Below are 17,797 nucleotides of genomic sequence, written 5' to 3' on the forward strand. Positions count from 1 at the left end.
CACGCGAACGTCAACTCCCGGCGGGAGCGGGCGAGACGGGTACCTCGGGCTGTTCGCGGCGTCCACGCACCGCGCCGGCGATGAGGTCGAAGACGAGGAACGCGAGCAACGGGATACCGAACAGCGGCAGGGCGAAGCCGAGGGCGACCACGACCGGGACACCGAGGACGATGCCCCAGGCCGGCAGCTGCTGCCAGGCGCCCCGGGCCGGCGGGGCACCGGCAGCAGCACGCCGGTCGGCGCGGGTGGGGCGGCGCTGCCACCACATCCGGTAGCCCCAGACGATCACGGTGATCAGACCGATCGCGAGCGCGGCCAGAACGATCTGGTTGGCCGGGCCGAACAGCAGGCCCATGTGGGCGTTGATGCCCCAGGACGTGAGCTTGGCCGGCAACGGCCAGTCGGCGAAGTTCACCCGGTCGACCACCGTGCCGGTGGAGTCGACGGCGATGCTGTCGTTGCGGACCGGCCACACCACGTCGTTCTGGGTGACCTTCCAGGCGGTGGCGGCGTCCTCGGGCGGGGTGATCTGCACCGGGCCGTCCAGCCCGGCGTCGCGGGCACCGGACAGGACGGTGTCGATCGCGGCCGGGTCGACAGCCGGCGCCGGGCCCGACGAGCTCTCGTGGTGCCCGCCGGAGGCCGCCGGGCCTTCACCGTTCAGCGCGGTGGCGACGTTGGGGCGGCTGCCCTTGAGCGCGTCGACGGCCGCGCCGAAGTTGGCGCCGGCGTAACCGGACCAGGTCAGGCCGGTCGCGGACAGGATCAGCAGGCCGGCCAGCAGCCAGACACCCAGTGAGGCATGCCAGCTGCGGGTGCGCCGGACACCCCTCTTCGCCGCGAGTTCGGGGGTGAGCAGCCGGCGTGCCGTGCGGTTGCCGCGCTGCCGGCGCCACCACAGGACGACACCGCCGAGGGCGAGGATCCACAGCCAGCTGGCGGCGAACTCGGAGTACAGCTCGCCGGTCGTACCCAGATGCAGGTCGCGGTGGAACTGGTCCAGCCAGGTGTTCAGCGGCGTGGCGTTCGCCCAGGTGGTCAGCTGACCGGTCACCTCGGCGGTGTACGGGTCGACGTAGACGGTGTGCACCTTCTCCGACTCGACGGTCAGCGCGGGGGAGGTGAAGTCGACCTGGGTCGTGGCGTCGGCCTCGCCGACGCGTACCCCGATCAGGTCGCCCTCCGGGTGCGCGGCGCGCGCCGCCGCGATCTGCTCGGCCACCGGCCGGGTGGTCTCGCCCGGGTCGGTGACGACGAGCTCATCGCCGTAGATGATCTTGTCGAGGGTCGGGGCCGTCGTGAACATCAGGCCGGTGGTGGCCGCGATCAGAATGAACGGCGCGACCAGGATGCCGGCATAGAAGTGCAGGCGCAGCAGCAGCGGACCGAAGCTGCGACCGGTCGCGGGGCGCGGTGGCGCGGGTCTGGCCTCGGTCGCGGGTCGCGTGAGGTCGGGGGTGATGGCCATCGGCTGTCCTTGTGGGGTGTCGGCGGCGCGCGGAGCTCGCGCCGGGCATCCGGTGGTGGCAGTCGACGCGCCGGCCTCCCAGCCCAGGCGTCGAGTGAACCCCGCCACACCGCGGAGTCCAGTCCGGTAGTCGTCGCCCGGCGCCGCCGAGTTCCCAGCGACTTGTCCGCTCGCCCGTCGCTCGACCGGGCAGACGCACTCTTGCCGCTGGCCGCGCTCGGACCGGCCACCAGCAGATAAGTAGCCGACAAGAGGGAGTTCGAAGTCGTGCGTCGGCTGAGTCCGCGCGGATCCGGCGGGCTGATGGCCTATAGCTTCACCTTTAGTGACTCGGCGAATGCATTGGTCCGGCCCTCATAGTGGTCCAACAATCGTGACTCGATGTGGTGGGCAGACCACACTGCATCCCGTTCCACGCCGATGCATTCTTCTCTCGGCACCAGCAATCGAGTACTTTGGCCGGGCTTAATGATCGAGCACGCCCCGCTCCCGACCTCTTGCCTGAAAACCGGAGGTACCGCTGGGATCGCCGTCTCCGGGAGCCTGTCCAGCGCGCGGCCCCACCGTCCCGCGGAGTAGGCAGACCGCATCACGGCAATGACGAACAATGGTTCATCCACCTCAAGGTCCTTGATGTGAGCCACATCGAAATCGCTGCGACAGCGATAGAAGGCGATATACGGCGGTCGTTCCGTCATGACCGCCAGCGCATGATATCGACCAGCTGAAACCAGGAAGACCGATCCTGGCACAAATCTTACGTAGATGGAGATTCCTCTGCTCCTTTCCACAGCAGACGATTGACCGCAGTCGATTTGCCACAGTCCGCGCACAGGTCGCGCGGAGCGCGCCACGCACCGTGGGCGCCACTCCCAGCCCCCGGCTGGCCGCTCAGTCATAGTCGTAGTCGCTCTCCGGCCGCAACGCTTGGACGAAGCTCACGAAATCCGTCGCCAGTACGGTGATCTGGTAAGGGCCCAGCCCGTCACGCTCAGTGGCCGACCCGCGTGCCCGGCCGTCGTGCTGAACTGCCGAGTTGAGGGCGTCCCCGCATTCAGGGCTGCCGTTCCGGGGCTGAGCCAGTCATACAGGATTCGTTATCGGCCAGGTCGAGCAGTACCACCCGCGGGTCAGCCGATTCGATCGGGGCTCGGCCGGCTTCGCTGTCATGTGAGCCTCTGCGATCGCCTCGGGCGTTGTCGCGGGGGAGGGACGTGCTGGAGCGGGTAGCCAAGGACGTGCCGCCGCACCGCAGCGTCGGTGAGCTGAGGGAGATGAGCGGCTGACGGGGCAATCACGCACCACGCCTGGAGCCGACGGCTGCACCGGGCGCCCGCGGCGAGAACATCAGCGGCATGACTACCGACGCCGTCCCTGGCTCATCAGGTGGCCGGGCGGCTGGCCGCTGACGGGACCGTCCAAAGATCAGTGCGGCGCTGGGCACCTCACCGGCCACGGCCTGGGCAATCGCTACCGCTGATCCAGCGACGCGCTGTGGCTGACCCCGTGCGGTGCTCTCCTAGACTGCGGCTGTGTGGATCGATCGACGGGTACGCGTGGCGGTAGCCGGAACTGTGGCGACCATCATCCTGGGTCTGGCGGCTTTCGCCGGCGTCCGCTGGTTCACGGCTGGGGAGCGTTTCGCCGTCACCGCGCCGGCTGGCGCCTCGGAGAAGTTGCCCGAAGGTGGCTACGAGGTCGTCGTGGACCTGCGCTTCTCCGAGGTCCATCAGGATCTGCGCACCGATCGCGGCGCAGCCGGCGTGAGCACCTACGTGATGCCACCCGACACGTCATGGGACCAGGTCCGGTCGGCGGTGGCCGACCAACTCGACGGCTGGAAGCAGGCCGGTGACTGTCTCGACTCGGATCGGCAGCGTGTCTGGTGCACTTGGACCGAACCGGCCCGCTGGTGGCCGCGCCGGGTGAAGATCGTCTTCATCCGCCCGCCGACGAAGGCCGAGGGCCGGTCGGCGTGGCCGGACAACACCTTTCTGGTGATCGGTTCCGGTCTCGGCGGCGACGTCTGGTCCTTGCCCGGCTGAGCCCTGTCAAAGGCGCGAAAACCCACGTCCCCGGCCCGGCCGGCGGTCAAATGCGGAACCAATGTGCCAACCGCGCCAACACCAGATCAGCATGCCCGTGCAGAACCGCCGCCGCGACGGCGGTCATCGTTCCAGCGCTGAGGAGGGCGACGGCGGCATAGCGCGCCAGACGAATCGGATGCTCATTCGTCGATGTCCGGATCGGTTCGCACGCTACCAAGGGGCGGTAGCGGGATGGTGGCCGCAGGCCGGTGTGACACAAGCCACGTATCGAAGGGCGTCGCCGCCGGAGTGGCGGGGCGTAGCGTCACGTCGTGTTGGTATAGATGTGAGCGAATGCGTTGATCGCGCGGCCGAGTCACGGGGGAGCCGACATGATCATCGATGGCACGACGTCCGCGAGCCGGCGGCGCCTCACCGTCGCCGCGGTCACGGTGCTGGCCCTGCTGGCCACGCTTCTGCGGGTGCAGCCCGCGCAGGCCGCCGAGGAGTCGCCCGCGCCCGCCGACCGATCCCGGGTGGTGCAGGCCTGGCTCAACGGCGGCGCTCAGGTCCGGCTCGGCGCCGCCCAGGCGCTGGTCGGCACCGACGAGCAGATCCGGCAGTTTCTGACCGCCGGCTGGGCCGCGGCGCAGCAGACGGACACCCGGGACGCGGTGGTCGCGGTGATCGCCGACGCCGGCCCGGCCGTGCGCGCCGCCGCGCAGCAGGCCCTGAACGCGGCGGACGCCGGGAACGCCGCAGCGCTGACGACGTTCCTCAACTCCGGATGGCAGCAGGCCCGCAACACCGACGCCCGGGTATCGGTCAACCAGCTGATGGCCGCCGGTGGCGCTCAGGTGAAGGCGGCCGCGCAGCAGGCGCTCGACGCCGAGGACCCGCAGGCGCTGCTCGCGTTCCTCGACGACGGCTGGCAGTCCCGGTGGATCGTCGACCAGCGGCTCCGGGTCAACCAAGCGATGTCCACCGGCGGCCCGCAGGTGCGAGCGGCCGGTCAGAGAGCCCTGGACACCGGCACACCGGAGGCCCTGGAGTACTTCCTGGACACCGGCTGGCAGGTGGCCGCGGCCCGGGACCAGGAGACCGAAACCCTGACCGGGCTGCTGGCCCAGGCGCAGACACAGGGCGAACTCGCCGCGCAGGAGACCCAGACCGCGCTGGACCAGGCCGCCAAGGCGCGCGCGGCAGCCGAGGCCGCCCGGCGCGCGGCCGAACTCGCCGCGCAGGCCACCGAGGCCGCCCGCAACGACACCGCGCAAGCCGCCGCCCAGGCCAAACGTGCCGCCGACGCGGCGCAGAAGGCGGCCGCCTGCGCCAAGGCCGCGGTGCAGGCGGCGGCGTCGGCCAACCGCGCCGCGCGGGCGGCGGCGGCCGCCGCACAGCGCGCCGCATCGGCCGCCACCCAGGCCGAACGTGCCGCCACCAAGGCGTACAACGCGGCGGCAGCGGCCGCCGCCGACGCCGGCAAAGCCAGCGACGCCAGGGTCGCCGCGCAGCAGGCACGCGACAGCGCCAAACTGGCCCGCGACTTCGCCACCACCGTCGACCTCGCCGGCAAGGCAGTGCAGGCCGGCCAGAACGCGCTGAACGCGGCCAAGTCAGCGGCCGAGAACGCGAAGCAGGCGGCCGCGGCCAATGACGAGGCCGCCGGATACGCCTCCCAGGCCGGTGCCAGCGCCGCCGCGTCGGTCGCGGCTGCCCGGCAGGCGCGGGCCGACGCGGACCGGGCGATCCGCGCGGCCAACGCGGCGCAGGCCTACCTGAACGTGGCGGCCGACGCCGCCTTCAAGGCCCGCGACGCGGCCAACCGGGCCGCGCAGCACGCGGACGCGGCCGCCGACGCGGCGATCGACGCGGCCGAGCACGCGGGGGAGGCGGCCGAGGCCGCCCGCCGTTCCTCCGAGGCAGCGACAGCGGCCACCGTGGCGGCCAACGCGGCGGTGGAAACTGCCACCCAGGCGGTTGCCGTCTACAACGCAGCCCGCACCGCCGATGCGGAACGCATCGCGGTGGTCCGGGACCAGGGCATCGAAACCGCCCGCCAGGCCACCACCCAGTACGAGGCCGCCCAGCGCGTCGCCCGCTGGGACGCGGTCCAGGCCGAGCAGCGTGACGCCGAGACCACCCGGCTCATCGCCGAAGCGCAGAACCCGGCCGCCGACCCGGCGACCGCGGCCCGGCACGCCCGCCAGGTCGCCATGAACCTGACCGCTGCCCCCGGCGTCTGGACCCGGCAGGCCGCGCAGGCGGCGCTCGGTGGCACCGACGCCCAGGTCCTCGCATTCGTGCGAACCGGCATCGCCGAGGCCAACGGCCAGGACGACCGGGCGGCCGTGCGCAACGTCGCGATCAGCGACAACACCAAGCTCCGGGACGCGGCACTGGCCGCGCTCGAGGGCAGCGACGCCGAGGTCGCGCAGTTCCTGCGCACCCAGAACTACCCCGGCCGCTACACCCAGGACCGGGTCGCGGTGAACCGCATCGCCGCCGCTGCCCGGACCGCCGGCGACGTCGTGCTGGCCCAGGCCGCCCAGACCGCCCTGGATGCAGAGGACGGGCAGACCCTGCGGGCCTTCCTGTCCGCCGGGCAGTACACGGCTGCGGCGACCGGCCAGCGGGTCCGGGTCAACCAGATCCTGGGCAGCAGCGACTCCGGCCCCGAACTGAAGGCGGCAGCGCAGATCGCCCTGGACGGCCCCGCTCCGGCCCTGCCGGAGTTCCTCACCCAGGGCCAGTACGCCGCCGCTGAACGCGACCACGACGCCGCTGCCCACCTGGCCGTGGTCGCCGGCCTGGTACAGCGCATCAACCAGGTCGCGCAGACCGCCGTGGAGAACGCGCTGCGGGCCCAGGCCGCTGCGGCGCAGGCCCGCAACGACGCCGGGCAGGCCGCCCAGTACGCCAACCAGGCCGCCCAGTCGGCGCAGGCCGCCGCGGGCTACGCCACCCAGGCCGCCGGTTACGCCGACCAGGCGAACGAGTCGGTGCAGAAAGCGGCCGCGGCCGTGCGGACCGCGAAAGAGGCGGCGACCCGGGCCAGCGCGTCGGCCCGCAGCGCCATCCGCTCCGCCTCGTGGGCGGTCGCGTCGTACCACAACGCGGTGCAGTCGGCGAAGGAGGCGCACGACTCAGCGCAGCGGGCATACGACTCCGCCGTCGCGGCCGGCAAGGATGCCGAAGCGGCGGTCGCGGCGGCGAAGGAGGCCTACGACCAGTTCGAGATCGCCCGGAGCCGGGAGATCGTCGCATGCCACCACGAGTACGCGTCCGGCGCCGCCCCGGACGTCGAGAAGCTGCTGGCCGGTACCGAGGGCGAATGGTTCCGCAACTGTGTCGCCAACGTCATCGCGGACCCCGACGAGCTGGCCAACCGGGCGTACACGAACGCTTCCCACTGCGGCGTCTACGCCGAGGGCAGCGACCTCTACAAGAACTGCATCAACTCGGTGCTGGCACCCGACTTCACCGGCACCCAGACGCTGGTGCTGCTCACCGAACTGGTCAAAGGCATCACCGCGATCCTGATCCCGGTGGCGGCCGCGCTCGCGATCGGGTGCGTGGTCACGGTCGTGTGCGGCGCGGTCGCCGGCACCCTGCTCACCATCGGCGACGTCGGCCTCAACATCTACAAGCTGATCAACGGCGACCAGTCGCTGGCCCAGACGCTGCTGAAACTGGGCGTCACCGCCCTGGAATCACTGGCGTTCCTCGGTCTGGCCAAGCTCGTCGGCGCCGGCTTCAACCTGACCAGGCATCTGTACGCGATCAGCCGGGCTACCCGGCAGGCCGAGGCGGACATCAAGGCGATCAACAAGTCCGTCTGGCAACTACGGATCTCGGCCTGCCTCGTCGGCGCCGCATCGCTCACCGCTGCCGCACCGTTCCGGCGCGCCGCACCGGTGGAAGGCGCCGTACCGATCCAGCGTGCCGCACAGGCCGGCGGCAACGACTGCGTGACGTTCCCCAACCAGCTGCCGGACCGCCTCGCCGCGGAGCTGGCCGCCGCCGAGCGGCTCGGCGTCCGCGTGACCGGCCCGGGAACGGCGGCGTTCGACCGGATCATCGGCTCGGGAACCGTGAAGTGGGCGATCCTTCAGGACGGTAGCCTGGTCGTGGTGCCGAAGTTCGTCGACGGCGTGGAGATCTCCCACTCGGTGCTCAGCCGAGGGGGTCCGGTTCGCGCGGCCGGCGAGGCGGATATCGCCGGCTCGGCCTCCGACGGCTACTTCGGCCTCGACATCAACAATCACAGTGGGCACTTCCGGCCGTCCGCCGAGAGCCTCGACCTCGGCAAAGCCGCCTTCGCCGCCGCCGGGATCGTGTTCTGATGACCGCTGGATTCGACGAGCTGATCCGGGTACCGCTTCCGGTGCTCGCCGGCTGGCTGCTCAGCGCCGACGCCGAGCCGGGATCCCTGGACGCACAGCAGTGGCGTGGCCTCACCGAGGTCTTCACCGCCGAGTTGACCGCGGAGGCCGCACGGGTGCCGCCGCCGGACTGGCCCCGCCTGTCGGATGCCTACACGCGGCTCCTCGACCGTGCCCAGCAGGCCGCGGCCTTGGACCGTCACGAGTGCGCCGTACGCCGGCTGAACCTGACCAGTGCGCTGCTGCACACGGTCGCGCCTGACCAGCATGTCGGACTGCTGGACCCGGCGGCGTCGGTGCACATCTTCTTCGACGCCGTGGCGATGTCGCCGGCTGACGCGCACCGGCTCGCCGACGCCCCAGGCACCCTCGCCGTGAACGACATGCGGCGGCTGCGGGCCGTGAAGAACCTGCTCCAGCCGCTGCTCGCGGTCAAGCCTCTGCTCGACGCCGAGGCAGCACGGCGCCTGACGGACTGGGAGCGCGTGTATCCGGCGCTGCCCTGAGCCGTACCCCCTCGACACGAACACGGAGGCCGTCACATGGCGGACAGTAGGGTCCTGCGCCGGCTGGTCGCCGGCGCCGTCGCGACCACCACGGTCGCCTGCCTCGCCACCCCGGCCCTCGCCGTCACCGGCGGCGCGCCGGCGCCGGCGCCCGGCTACGGATTCGTCGCCTCGATCCAGGTCGGTGACGCCGGACGGGGGTGCTCCGGAGCCCTCGTCGACGTCGAATGGGTGATCACCACGCCAACCTGTTTCGCCGCACCGGGCACCCCGGTAACGGCCGGCCCGCCCCCGGTCGCCGCCACGGTCACCGTCGGCTCCACCGAGTTCACCACGACTGCCGGCCGCGAACAGCGCACCGTCACCCGTCTCGTGCCCGACCCGGCGCAGACGCTCGTGCTGGCCAAGCTCTCCGCGCCGATCCGGGGCGTCACACCCGTACCGATCAGTGCGACCGCGCCCAGCGCCGGCGAGACCCTGCAGGTCGCCGGCTTCGGCCGGACCGCGACCGACTGGGTGCCCGATCGGCTGCATCTCGCGAGCCTCGGCGTGCAGGCGATCGGGAACACCACGATCAACCTGGCGGGCGGCGAGGATGCCGCGCTGTGCCTCGGCGACGCCGGCGGTCCCACTCTGCGCTTGACCGGTTCGGGACCCGAACTGGTGGCCCTGCACGGCGCGGCCTGGCAGAAGGGGTGCCTGGAGGCGTCGTCGCAGACCCGCACCGAGACCACCGAGGTACGCCTCGACACCGCGCTGAGCTGGATCCGGCAGACGCTCCGGACGGGCACGTTCCTCCGGCTGGCGACCAGCGCCGGGGCGCTCGACACCCGTAGCGGCGTCGGGGCGTCCGCCGGTGTCCGCGCCGGGGGCAGCACCACCACGTTCCCGGTCACCGGGGTGGGCAGTGTACCGGCAGCCGGCGTCACCGCCGTGCTGGTGGACGTCACCGCCATCACCAGCACGGCCAGCACGTACCTGACGGTCTTCCCGGAGGGAGCCGGAACCGGCGGGAGCATCTCGATGCTGAACCTGGCCCCCAACCAGATCATCTCCAACTCGGTCGTGGTGCCGGTGCCGGAGAGCGGCCGCATCTCGATCTTCACCCAGCAGGGTGGCGTGCACCTGCTCGCCGACATTCAGGGCTACTACACCTCGACGATCGGCGCCGGCAGCGGATTCGTGCCGGTGAACCACACCCGGCTGGTCGACACCCGCAGCGGCATCGGCGGCGCCACCGGCACCATCCCGAGCGGCGGCAGCCGTACCTTCACACTGACCGGCGGTGTCGTCCCGGCCGGCGCCTCCGCGGTGTTCCTCGACCTGATCGTCACCGGCGCCACCGCGCAGGGCTGGATCGGCACCTACCCCGCCGGCGGCGCCAACCGCAGCGTCATGGACTACGTGCCCGGCACCACCTCGCACGGCATCAGCGCCCGGCTCGGCTCCGACGGCCGGGCCACCTTCACCAACAACAGCGGATCGCCGGTGCACCTGGTGATGACCGCCGAGGGTTATTTCACTGGCACGGCCACCACCGGATCCGTCCTGCGTACCGTCACCGCGACTCGCCTACTGGACACCCGGGAAGCCGGCACCAAGGCGCCGATCGCGGCCAACGGCACGGTCGACCTGGTCACCGGCTATCCGGCCGGGTCCGCCGCCGTGCTCAACCTGACCGTGGTCGGCAACACCGCCGACGGCTACCTGCGGGCGTGGCCGGTCGACGGCGTGGAGACCACCACCTCGCTGAACAACTACCCGGACCCGGGCAGCACCGCGCGGCCCGGCCTCGCGGTCGTGAAAGTCGGCGCCGACGGCAAGATCCGCATCCGGAACACCAGCGCCGGCACCGTCCACCTGCTGGCCGACCTGCAAGGCTGGTACGCGCCGGAGCGGGTGATTCCGGCCGTCTCGTCCGGTGGCACCGGAACCACCGCGCCGATCGAGAACCCGCCGACGCACAGCAACGGCGGCGCGCTCGTCGAACTCTTCCGCTACCCGTTCGCCGACCGGGTGCTCGCCACCGAGCACATCACCGTGATCTCCGGTGACGGGCGCATCCTGCAGGTGCCGTGCTCCACGCCGGTGCAGGGCGACATCGGGCTGCTCAAGGTGTACTCGACCAGTGACATCGGCGCCGACGGGTCCGGCCGGGTCTGCTTCCGGGTGTCCGCGGCACCCGGCCAGCTCACCCTCCAGGTCCCGGACGTCTACGAGATCCGCGGCGACGGCCTGCGCACCGGAAGCGGCCACGCCGTCACCGCGAAGCTCACCGACGATCAGGGCCGGCAGTCATCGGTCGCGATCGACCCGGACGGCAGCACACAGGTCGGCATCGGCACCGACCCGGAAGCCGCCCCGACCACGCTGCTGAGACTGACTGCGACAGCATGACTGCACGGTCAGCTGGTATCGGCGAGCCTGCCCGTCGTCCGGTGTGGCGAGGGCGCTGACCTGCTGGGCGCGGACGAGATCGGGTTCGCTGCCCAGCGACGGGTCATCAACGCGAGTGCTGATGTACGACTCAAGTCATACTCGTGGGTTCATCATCGCGGTGGACGCCCGCGCCTCCCCGGCTGCCTAGCGTCGAGGCGCCCGCCAGCAGGGCCGCTCGAACCGTCCGGGGATGCACGGTGTATCCGGGACTGAGACAGTCCGGAGTGGTGCGGGGTGCCGAGGCGGAGATGGCCGATGTCTGTTGACCGTGTGGAGGCCCTGGCGGGTCTGAGGGACGGCGGTGAGGCGCAGCTGCGGCGGGCCAGGTCCGCAGTTGACGCGCTCGCCGAACCGCCGGTTGGGGCATGACAGGAACCGCCGGTTCGTCATCCACTCTCGTCGCCGGGCACATCTTCCGGCTGACTGACCCATCCGGAGAACACCGGGAGCCCATGCCCAGCCCCCCGCACATGTCCACTGGGCGTGCCGACGGCCTGGCTCACCCTGTCCGCGTTCTGCCTGGACCTGCCGTTGACCTTCCCGGCCGGCAGGCCGGCTGGCCGCCGTCGCGGCGGCGATCGGCCTGATCACCGTGCTGGCCGGTCTCCTGCCGACACCGGGCGGCCCGGGGCAGCCCGGTGTCGGCACTGGCGGCCGACTGACGGCAGGGGTATGCCCGGGGCCTGGCGGGCCCCTCCGAAGAGTTACCCGGAGTCTCCCGGAGATTCGCGTCCGTATGCGAAACTCGGCCATCCGCATCCACAGCGGCCGATCAACGGGGGTTTACTTTGTCACCAGAGTTGTCCATGCCTGCCGCCCTGGTCCGTTGGCTCACGGTGCTCGCCGCCGTGCTGGCCACGGCGGGCGCGGTGTTCCTGACCCCGCCTGCGGCGGCGCTCGCCCTAGCGCGTGGCGAGGCCGAGTCCGGCCGGATCACCCCGGCCACCAGCGGTGCCTTCGTCGATGACCTCACGGCCGGTGGCGGCCGCTCCGCCGAGATCTGGGACAGCGGCAGCCTCGAGGTCGACATCACCACCACCGCCCCGGCGTCGGCGGTGCTGGCCCGCGTCCGGCAGGAGTTGTGCGGCCCCGAGTCCGCCTTCATGCGGATCAAGGTGGACGGTGTCTTCGCGCAGAACACCTACGTCGACTCGACGACCTGGGTGACCATCCCGTTCCGGGGCAACTGGGCGGCCGGCCGGCACACCGTGCAGATCGAGTTCGGCCACCCCTACTACGACGCCTCCACGTGCGGTGCCCGGGAGCTGTTCGTCGATCACGTCGCCTTCGCGACGGCTGTCGCCGGGACGACCTACTACGTCGACGCGGTGGACGGCGACGACGCCAACCCGGGTACGTCGCCCGACGCGGCGTGGGAGAGCATCGCACAGGTCAACGGAGCCGTCCTGGCGCCCGGCGACAAGGTGCTGTTCAACCGCGGGCAGACCTTCACCGGCGCCACCCTCTCCGCCGACCAGCCGGGTGACACGTCGGCGCGGGTAACCTACGGCGCCTACGGCACGGGTGCCCCGCCGATCCTGGACGGCGCCGGGCTGCGGTACCCGATGACCATCGACGCCCCATTCGTGGCGGTGGAGGATCTGCACGTGCGGAACGCCGGTGGCGAGTTCAAGATCGGCCTGCAGGTGTCCGGCGCGGACGCCTTCGTGCAGCGGCTCACCGCCTCCGGCAACGCGATCGGCGTGCAGGCGGAGAGCGACCGCGGGCATCGCCTGCGCCTGACCGAGAGCAACCTGGTCGACAACCGGACCGTGATCAACCCGGACGGCAAGGGTAAGGCGGAGGGGTCGACGGACGACTACGGCGCGAGCGGCGTGGTGGTGCTCAAGGCGCACGGCGTCGAGATCGACCACAACACGATGAGGGGCAACATCGGGCCCTCGGCCGACTTCGGCCAGGACGGCTCGGCGGTGGAGATCTACGGGGCGGTCGGCACCGTGGTGCACTACAACAGGTCTGTCGACAACCACACCTTCTCGGAACTCGGTAACGCGGCGACCCGGAACACGACGTTCCATGACAACCTGATCACCGCGCACGCCGGCATCGACGACGCGGTCGGCTTCAACGCCCAGGGCACCGGCACCTTCGGCCCGGTGCTCGGCACCCGGATGTTCCACAACACCGTCGCGCTGCTCGGCCCCAGCTCCAAGGGTGTCGTCGTGGGCGCCGGCGCCACCGCGTTCCTGCACAACAACATCGTGCAGGCCGCGTACGCCGGCTACAGCGGTGCGCAAAAAATCGACGAGGGGCACAACGTCTGGCAGCCCGGTGCCTGGGGCAATGACATCTGGTCCGACGCCAACCCCGGCCAGGGCATCGCCCCCACCTCGGTGACGGCGGACCCGCTGTTCGTCGGCCCCGGCGACTACCGTCTCCAGGCTGGGTCCCCGGCCCGCAACCGGGGCGTGTCGGCGTACGGCGCCGCGCTGTCCCTGGGCGGAACCGCTCGCGACGCGACGATCGACGCCGGGGCGTACTGACCACGAACGGTCCGACGAGTTAAACAAATAGTTGAAAACGAAGCGTTGATCGGACATGCTTCAGGGCATGTCCGATCTCTTCGCCCGCCCCGACTCCGCGGTGCAACGCGCCTCGCGCACCTACCGATCCCTGACGCACCTCGTCGAGCGGCACGCCGGCAGTCCCGGGCGCCGGTCACGGCACGCGCACCCCACCATGCCAGCACCGCACGAGGTGGTGTGGCTCGTCGCCGGACTCGCCGGCGGCTCGATCGTCGCGGAACCGGGCGAGCCGGACGTCGACGACAACGACCTCGTCGCGGCCCTGACCCTGCTGCCCGGCGTCCGCGCCGATCTCGACGCGACCGAGCTCGGCCTGCTGAAACGTGCCCGGAGCCGAGGGATGACCTGGCAGGACATCGCATTCGGCCTGGGCCTCAACACGCCGCAGGCGGCCAAGCAGCGATACGAGCGCCTGGCGGCGCGGGCCGAGGACCATCCCGCCTGACGGCACCCAGGTGTACGGGGTGACAGCGGCACCGCCACCCCGTACACCTGTCAGTTCGTCAGCGTGCCGCGCAGGCTCTTGCCGGAGTGCCATGGCGCCGCCGTCATGGGGTTCGTCGCTGACGTCGACCAGCCAGAACCGGTTGAGGTCTTGCGGTGGGCACCTGCCCGGTTGACCTGGCATCGGTCACCCCGGCGATCCGGTCCGGTCGAAGGCTGCCCGCGCCGGCTTGGGATGTGACCTCTACAGCGAGGAATCCCTGGCGGTTGGAGATGCGGTCGTGCCGCGAGGGCCGGGCTTGCGGGGCTTGCGGCGCGCGGGGCTCGGATTCGCCGCGCTGTCAGTCGTGGTGGTCGGTGCTTCCTCGAGCGCTCCAACGTCGAATTTGGCGTTCACCGCTTCGGCGCCCGTGCCGAGCAGCGTCTTCGCTTTCTCCTGTGCCTGCACGGCGGTGGGGTGAGCGGCAACCCTGCGCGCGGTCGCCGCGATCTGCTCATACCGTTCACGGCCCGCTCGGCTGCCGAGGACGTATCCCACCGCAACGCCGGCTACCAGCTTCATCAGTGCCACGAGCATCTCCGTAAAAGTTTGTGAGCGTTTCGAGTCCTGGCCGGAGGTGGGGAGCTGTTGATCAGCGGAGGCGGGCCGGATCCGATCCAGTTCGCGATGAATCGCCTAGCGCCACCCACATACCTCCTCGCTGCCATGGCCGGTGCTGTGCCCCGCCCACCAGCAGGCGAAACGCACCTGCATCAGGCACTCCGACACGAGGAACGTTCGCTTCCAGCGGGCGGATGGCGGCACGCTTCGAGGATCAGAACTCTCATGGCGGCCATGAGCAGGCAGTTCCCGCGCCGCCTCGTAGGACCGGCAAATCAACCGCTTCACTAACGCGCGCAACCCCGCGACGACCTCTACCAGGTCGCCGTCGTCGGCCTGATCAAAGCCGCCGACCGGTTCGGGGCCGACCGCGGTGTCGACTTCGCCGGGTTCGCGATCCCCACCATCGTCGGCGAGCTCAAGCGCCACTTCCGGGACAAGACCTGGTCGGTACGAGTGCCGCGGCGCCTGCAGGAGCTGCGCCTGGCGATGCGCTCGGTCCCGCGATGGCCACCCTCGACGAGCGGGAACAGAAGATCGTCAGCCTGCGCTTCTACGGCAACCTCACCCAGCAGCAGATCGCCGAGCAGGTCGGCATCTCCCAGATGCACGTGTCCCGGCTGCTGACCAAGGCCCTCACCAAGCTGCGCCGGCAGCTCGACACCATCGACGCCTGACCACAGAGCAGTCTGCCGGTCGCGCCGAATCCGGTGCAGCTGCCAGATCGCCGTGACACTCTGGGCCGTCCGGAAACGGGCCTGCCGGACTCGGCCGGGCGGTCGACGGCACCGGGCTGGAGAACATCACCGGAGCAATCGCGGGGCGCCAGGCTTCCGGCAGCTGAGGGAGCGCTGACCTTCAGAGCCATTCGGCTTTACGCAGGCGCCGGTACAGCAGGACGGCGCTGACCAGCATGACGGTGAGCACGCCGGGGTAGCCGTAGCGCCATTCGAGTTCGGGCATGTAGTCGAAGTTCATGCCGTAGATGCCGGCGATGGCGGTCTGGAGCGCTGCGATCGCCGCCCAGGAGGCGATCTTGCGCATGTCGTTGTTCTGGTCGACGGTGACCTGGGCCAGCCGGGCTTGCAGGATGGTGTTGAGCAGGTCGTCGTAGCTGGTGACGGCGTCGACGGCGCGGGCGTGGTGGTCGGCGACGTCGCGGAAGTAGCGGCGGATCTCCTTGGGCACCACGGCGGTCATCTGCCGGTCGAGCAGGGTGGCCAGCGGCCGTTGCAGGGGCACGACAGCGGCTTTGAACTCCATCAGTTCCCGCTTGAGCTGGTAGATCTGGTCGATGCCGACGTTGCGGCCGGGGCTGAACACGGCGGCCTCGACGGCGTCCAGGTCGGTTTGCAGCGCCGCGGTGATGTCGACGTACACGTCGACGACCCGGTCGAAGATCGCGTGTACGACCGCCCACGGGCCCTGGGCGAGCATGCTCGGGTTGGCTTCCAGATCGTCGCGGACGGTGCCGAGTTCCCCGACGTCGCCCTGGCGGACGGTGATGACGAAATGCTCACCGACGAAGATTCGTACGAAACCGGTGTTGACGATCTCGCTGGTCTCGGTGAGCTGCGCGTGTTCGACGTACTGGGCGGCCCGCAGCACGGCGAAGACGGTGTTCTCGTAGCGTTCCACCTTCGGGCGCTGCTCCTGGTGCAGGACATCCTCGACGGCGAGCGGATGCAGGCCGAAGACGTCGGCGACGTGGGAGAGCTCCTCTTCGTCGGGGTCATGCAGACCCAGCCAGACGAATCCGCCGGAGGTCTGCCGCGCCCGCGTGAAGAGAGTTCGCAGGTCGAGGGGCGCCTGTACCGGTACCCCGTCGACGTAGAGAGCGCACCCGGCGACCGTCTCGTGATTGCCTCGTCCCTCGGTCGTAGTAGTGGTTCCGGCGGCGCGAGTCATCACGGGAAGGTCAGGGCCCGGCCGTTGGATCATGACGCTCCTCAGTCCATCGTTGTCGATCGGCCGCAGCTGTTCTCCGCCGCGCCGGATGGTCCTGTGCCCCGTCCAGCGCCGATCTACTCGACGGGCGGCATCGCGGCGATCAGCACCGACAGGAAGGTGCTCCACGCCGCCACCAACGTCGGCACCAAAGCCGGTGCGCACCGGCGCGGCGGCTCTCGGATCGCGGGGAGATCCTTCACCTGGTGCCGATCACCGGCCTGGCATCGTGGAAGGGGTACGACGATCAGACGGCACGAATCTGCATAACGCGTGCGGGTACGGGTATCGGCTCGCTGTCAGGTTGCCGGAACCTGCCGTCGTGAACGTCCCGCTCACCAGACCCACGAAATCTGTTGATCATGAAAACTGGCGTAATGACCTGCCCATCTGCAATGGTCGTCCGATGAACGTCGACCACCTCGATCGCCGGCGGGCGGAGACGTTCGTGCACAGCGCGGTGATCGCCGAGACGGATGAGGAGATGGTCGCCGCCCTGGAACCGCAACTTCGTCGCGGGGTCACCGAGTACGACGAAGTGCTGCTCGTCGTCGGTGAACGCATCCGGTCACTGCTCGGCGAGCGGGTGTCGGACCTGGACGAGGTGGTGCGGTGGGCCGACCCGGCAGCGTTCTATCAACGGCTGGGTTTCGCCTACGAGGGGTTCCGCCGCTATCTGGCCGCGCAGGCGGACGCCGGACGACGGGTCCTGGTGGTCGCCGAACCGGATCTCGCTGACAGCCTCGGTGCCGGGCGCGGCGTCGATCGGGCATCGGCCTACCTGGCGTATGAGGCGGCCTGCAACGACACGTACGCGCCCTACGGCTCTGCGGTGACCTGCGTGTGGGGTAGCCGCCACCATCCGGCCAGTGTGCTCGACGGGGTCCGCGTCACGCATTCGCATCTGCTCACCGCGGCCGGACTTCAGCCCAGCCCCACGTACGTCCCGCCCGGCACCTATCTCGCCCGGCGGGTGCCTCTGCTCCCGCCGCCCGATCACGTCGATCACGACTGGAGCCTGACCGAGGTCCGTCAGCTCAGCGGCTTACGGCGCAGCCTGGGCGCCTGGGCCGCCGCGCACCACTTCGCCGACGAGCCCGCCGACGACCTCGTGGTCGCCGTGGTGGAGGTCGCCAGCAACGGGCTACGCCACGCCGCCACCCCGGTCCGCGTCCGAACCTGGCACCAGGAGGGCACCCTGATCGTCCAGTGCGACGACTCCGGCGGCATACCGGTGCCACCCACCGCCGGATATCACCGCCCGGATATCACCGCCGCGCTGCCCGGCGGCCGTGGACTCTGGCTGGCTCGGCAACTCGCCGACGTCGTCCACGTGGACTCCGTGCCCGGCCGCACCTCGGTGCGGCTGCTCTTCCCGCATGCGGTCATGCACCGCCACCTGGCATAGCGGCATCGCAAGCCGGCCTCCTTCAC

At 70.7% G+C, this 17,797-nt stretch carries 10 protein-coding genes and 1 pseudogene; 8 read left to right on the plus strand and 3 right to left on the minus strand.

Annotated elements, in window-relative coordinates; genetic code table 11:
* Positions 1-10: 10 nt before the first annotated feature.
* On the minus strand, positions 11-1,468 hold the full coding sequence (locus tag AB0F72_RS19290) for a PepSY-associated TM helix domain-containing protein (protein ID WP_360432732.1): 1,458 nt from the start codon (positions 1,466-1,468) through the stop codon (positions 11-13).
* Positions 1,469-3,000: 1,532 nt separating this feature from the next.
* Here AB0F72_RS19290 and AB0F72_RS19295 point away from each other — a divergent pair.
* The 6 genes from AB0F72_RS19295 (at position 3,001) to AB0F72_RS19320 (ending at position 13,816) form a co-directional block, all read left to right on the plus strand.
* Positions 3,001-3,513, plus strand: coding sequence for a hypothetical protein (locus tag AB0F72_RS19295; RefSeq protein ID WP_360432735.1), 513 nt, complete (start codon positions 3,001-3,003; stop codon positions 3,511-3,513).
* A gap of 374 nt (positions 3,514-3,887) precedes the next feature.
* Positions 3,888-7,841, plus strand: a complete 3,954-nt coding sequence (locus AB0F72_RS19300) for an ALF repeat-containing protein (RefSeq protein WP_360432738.1) — start codon at positions 3,888-3,890, stop codon at positions 7,839-7,841.
* The gene (locus tag AB0F72_RS19305; RefSeq protein ID WP_360432741.1) at positions 7,841-8,386 is read left to right on the plus strand and encodes a hypothetical protein; all 546 of its coding nucleotides are present in this window, start codon (positions 7,841-7,843) and stop codon (positions 8,384-8,386) included. The genes AB0F72_RS19300 and AB0F72_RS19305 overlap by 1 nt, the downstream gene beginning before the upstream one ends.
* Before the next feature lie 36 nt (positions 8,387-8,422).
* Positions 8,423-10,783, plus strand: coding sequence for a trypsin-like serine protease (locus AB0F72_RS19310; protein WP_360432744.1), 2,361 nt, complete (start codon positions 8,423-8,425; stop codon positions 10,781-10,783).
* Between the two features lie 848 nt (positions 10,784-11,631).
* Positions 11,632-13,329, plus strand: coding sequence for a carbohydrate-binding domain-containing protein (locus AB0F72_RS19315; protein WP_360432747.1), 1,698 nt, complete (start codon positions 11,632-11,634; stop codon positions 13,327-13,329).
* 67 nt (positions 13,330-13,396) lie between these two features.
* Positions 13,397-13,816 (plus strand): DNA-binding protein, encoded by a 420-nt coding sequence (locus AB0F72_RS19320; protein WP_360432750.1) that lies wholly within the window; start codon positions 13,397-13,399, stop codon positions 13,814-13,816.
* A 243-nt stretch (positions 13,817-14,059) separates the two neighbouring features.
* Here AB0F72_RS19320 and AB0F72_RS19325 read toward each other — a convergent pair whose 3' ends face one another.
* Entirely contained in the window at positions 14,060-14,377 is a 318-nt protein-coding gene (locus AB0F72_RS19325) for a hypothetical protein (RefSeq protein WP_360432947.1), read from the minus strand.
* 330 nt (positions 14,378-14,707) lie between these two features.
* Here AB0F72_RS19325 and AB0F72_RS19330 point away from each other — a divergent pair.
* Positions 14,708-15,093, plus strand: a pseudogene (locus AB0F72_RS19330) (sigma-70 family RNA polymerase sigma factor); the annotation flags it as partial.
* Positions 15,094-15,274: 181 nt separating this feature from the next.
* On the opposite strand, the gene corA reads toward AB0F72_RS19330, so the two are convergent.
* Positions 15,275-16,324 (minus strand): magnesium/cobalt transporter CorA, encoded by a 1,050-nt coding sequence (gene corA, locus AB0F72_RS19335; RefSeq protein WP_360432753.1) that lies wholly within the window; start codon positions 16,322-16,324, stop codon positions 15,275-15,277.
* A gap of 445 nt (positions 16,325-16,769) precedes the next feature.
* Between corA and AB0F72_RS19340 the strand changes: the two genes are divergently transcribed.
* Positions 16,770-17,771 (plus strand): ATP-binding protein, encoded by a 1,002-nt coding sequence (locus AB0F72_RS19340; RefSeq protein WP_360432756.1) that lies wholly within the window; start codon positions 16,770-16,772, stop codon positions 17,769-17,771.
* The last annotated feature ends 26 nt before the right edge of the window (positions 17,772-17,797 follow it).

Origin of the sequence: Actinoplanes sp. NPDC023936, assembly GCF_040639325.1 — a bacterium.
Classification (GTDB): domain Bacteria; phylum Actinomycetota; class Actinomycetes; order Mycobacteriales; family Micromonosporaceae; genus Actinoplanes.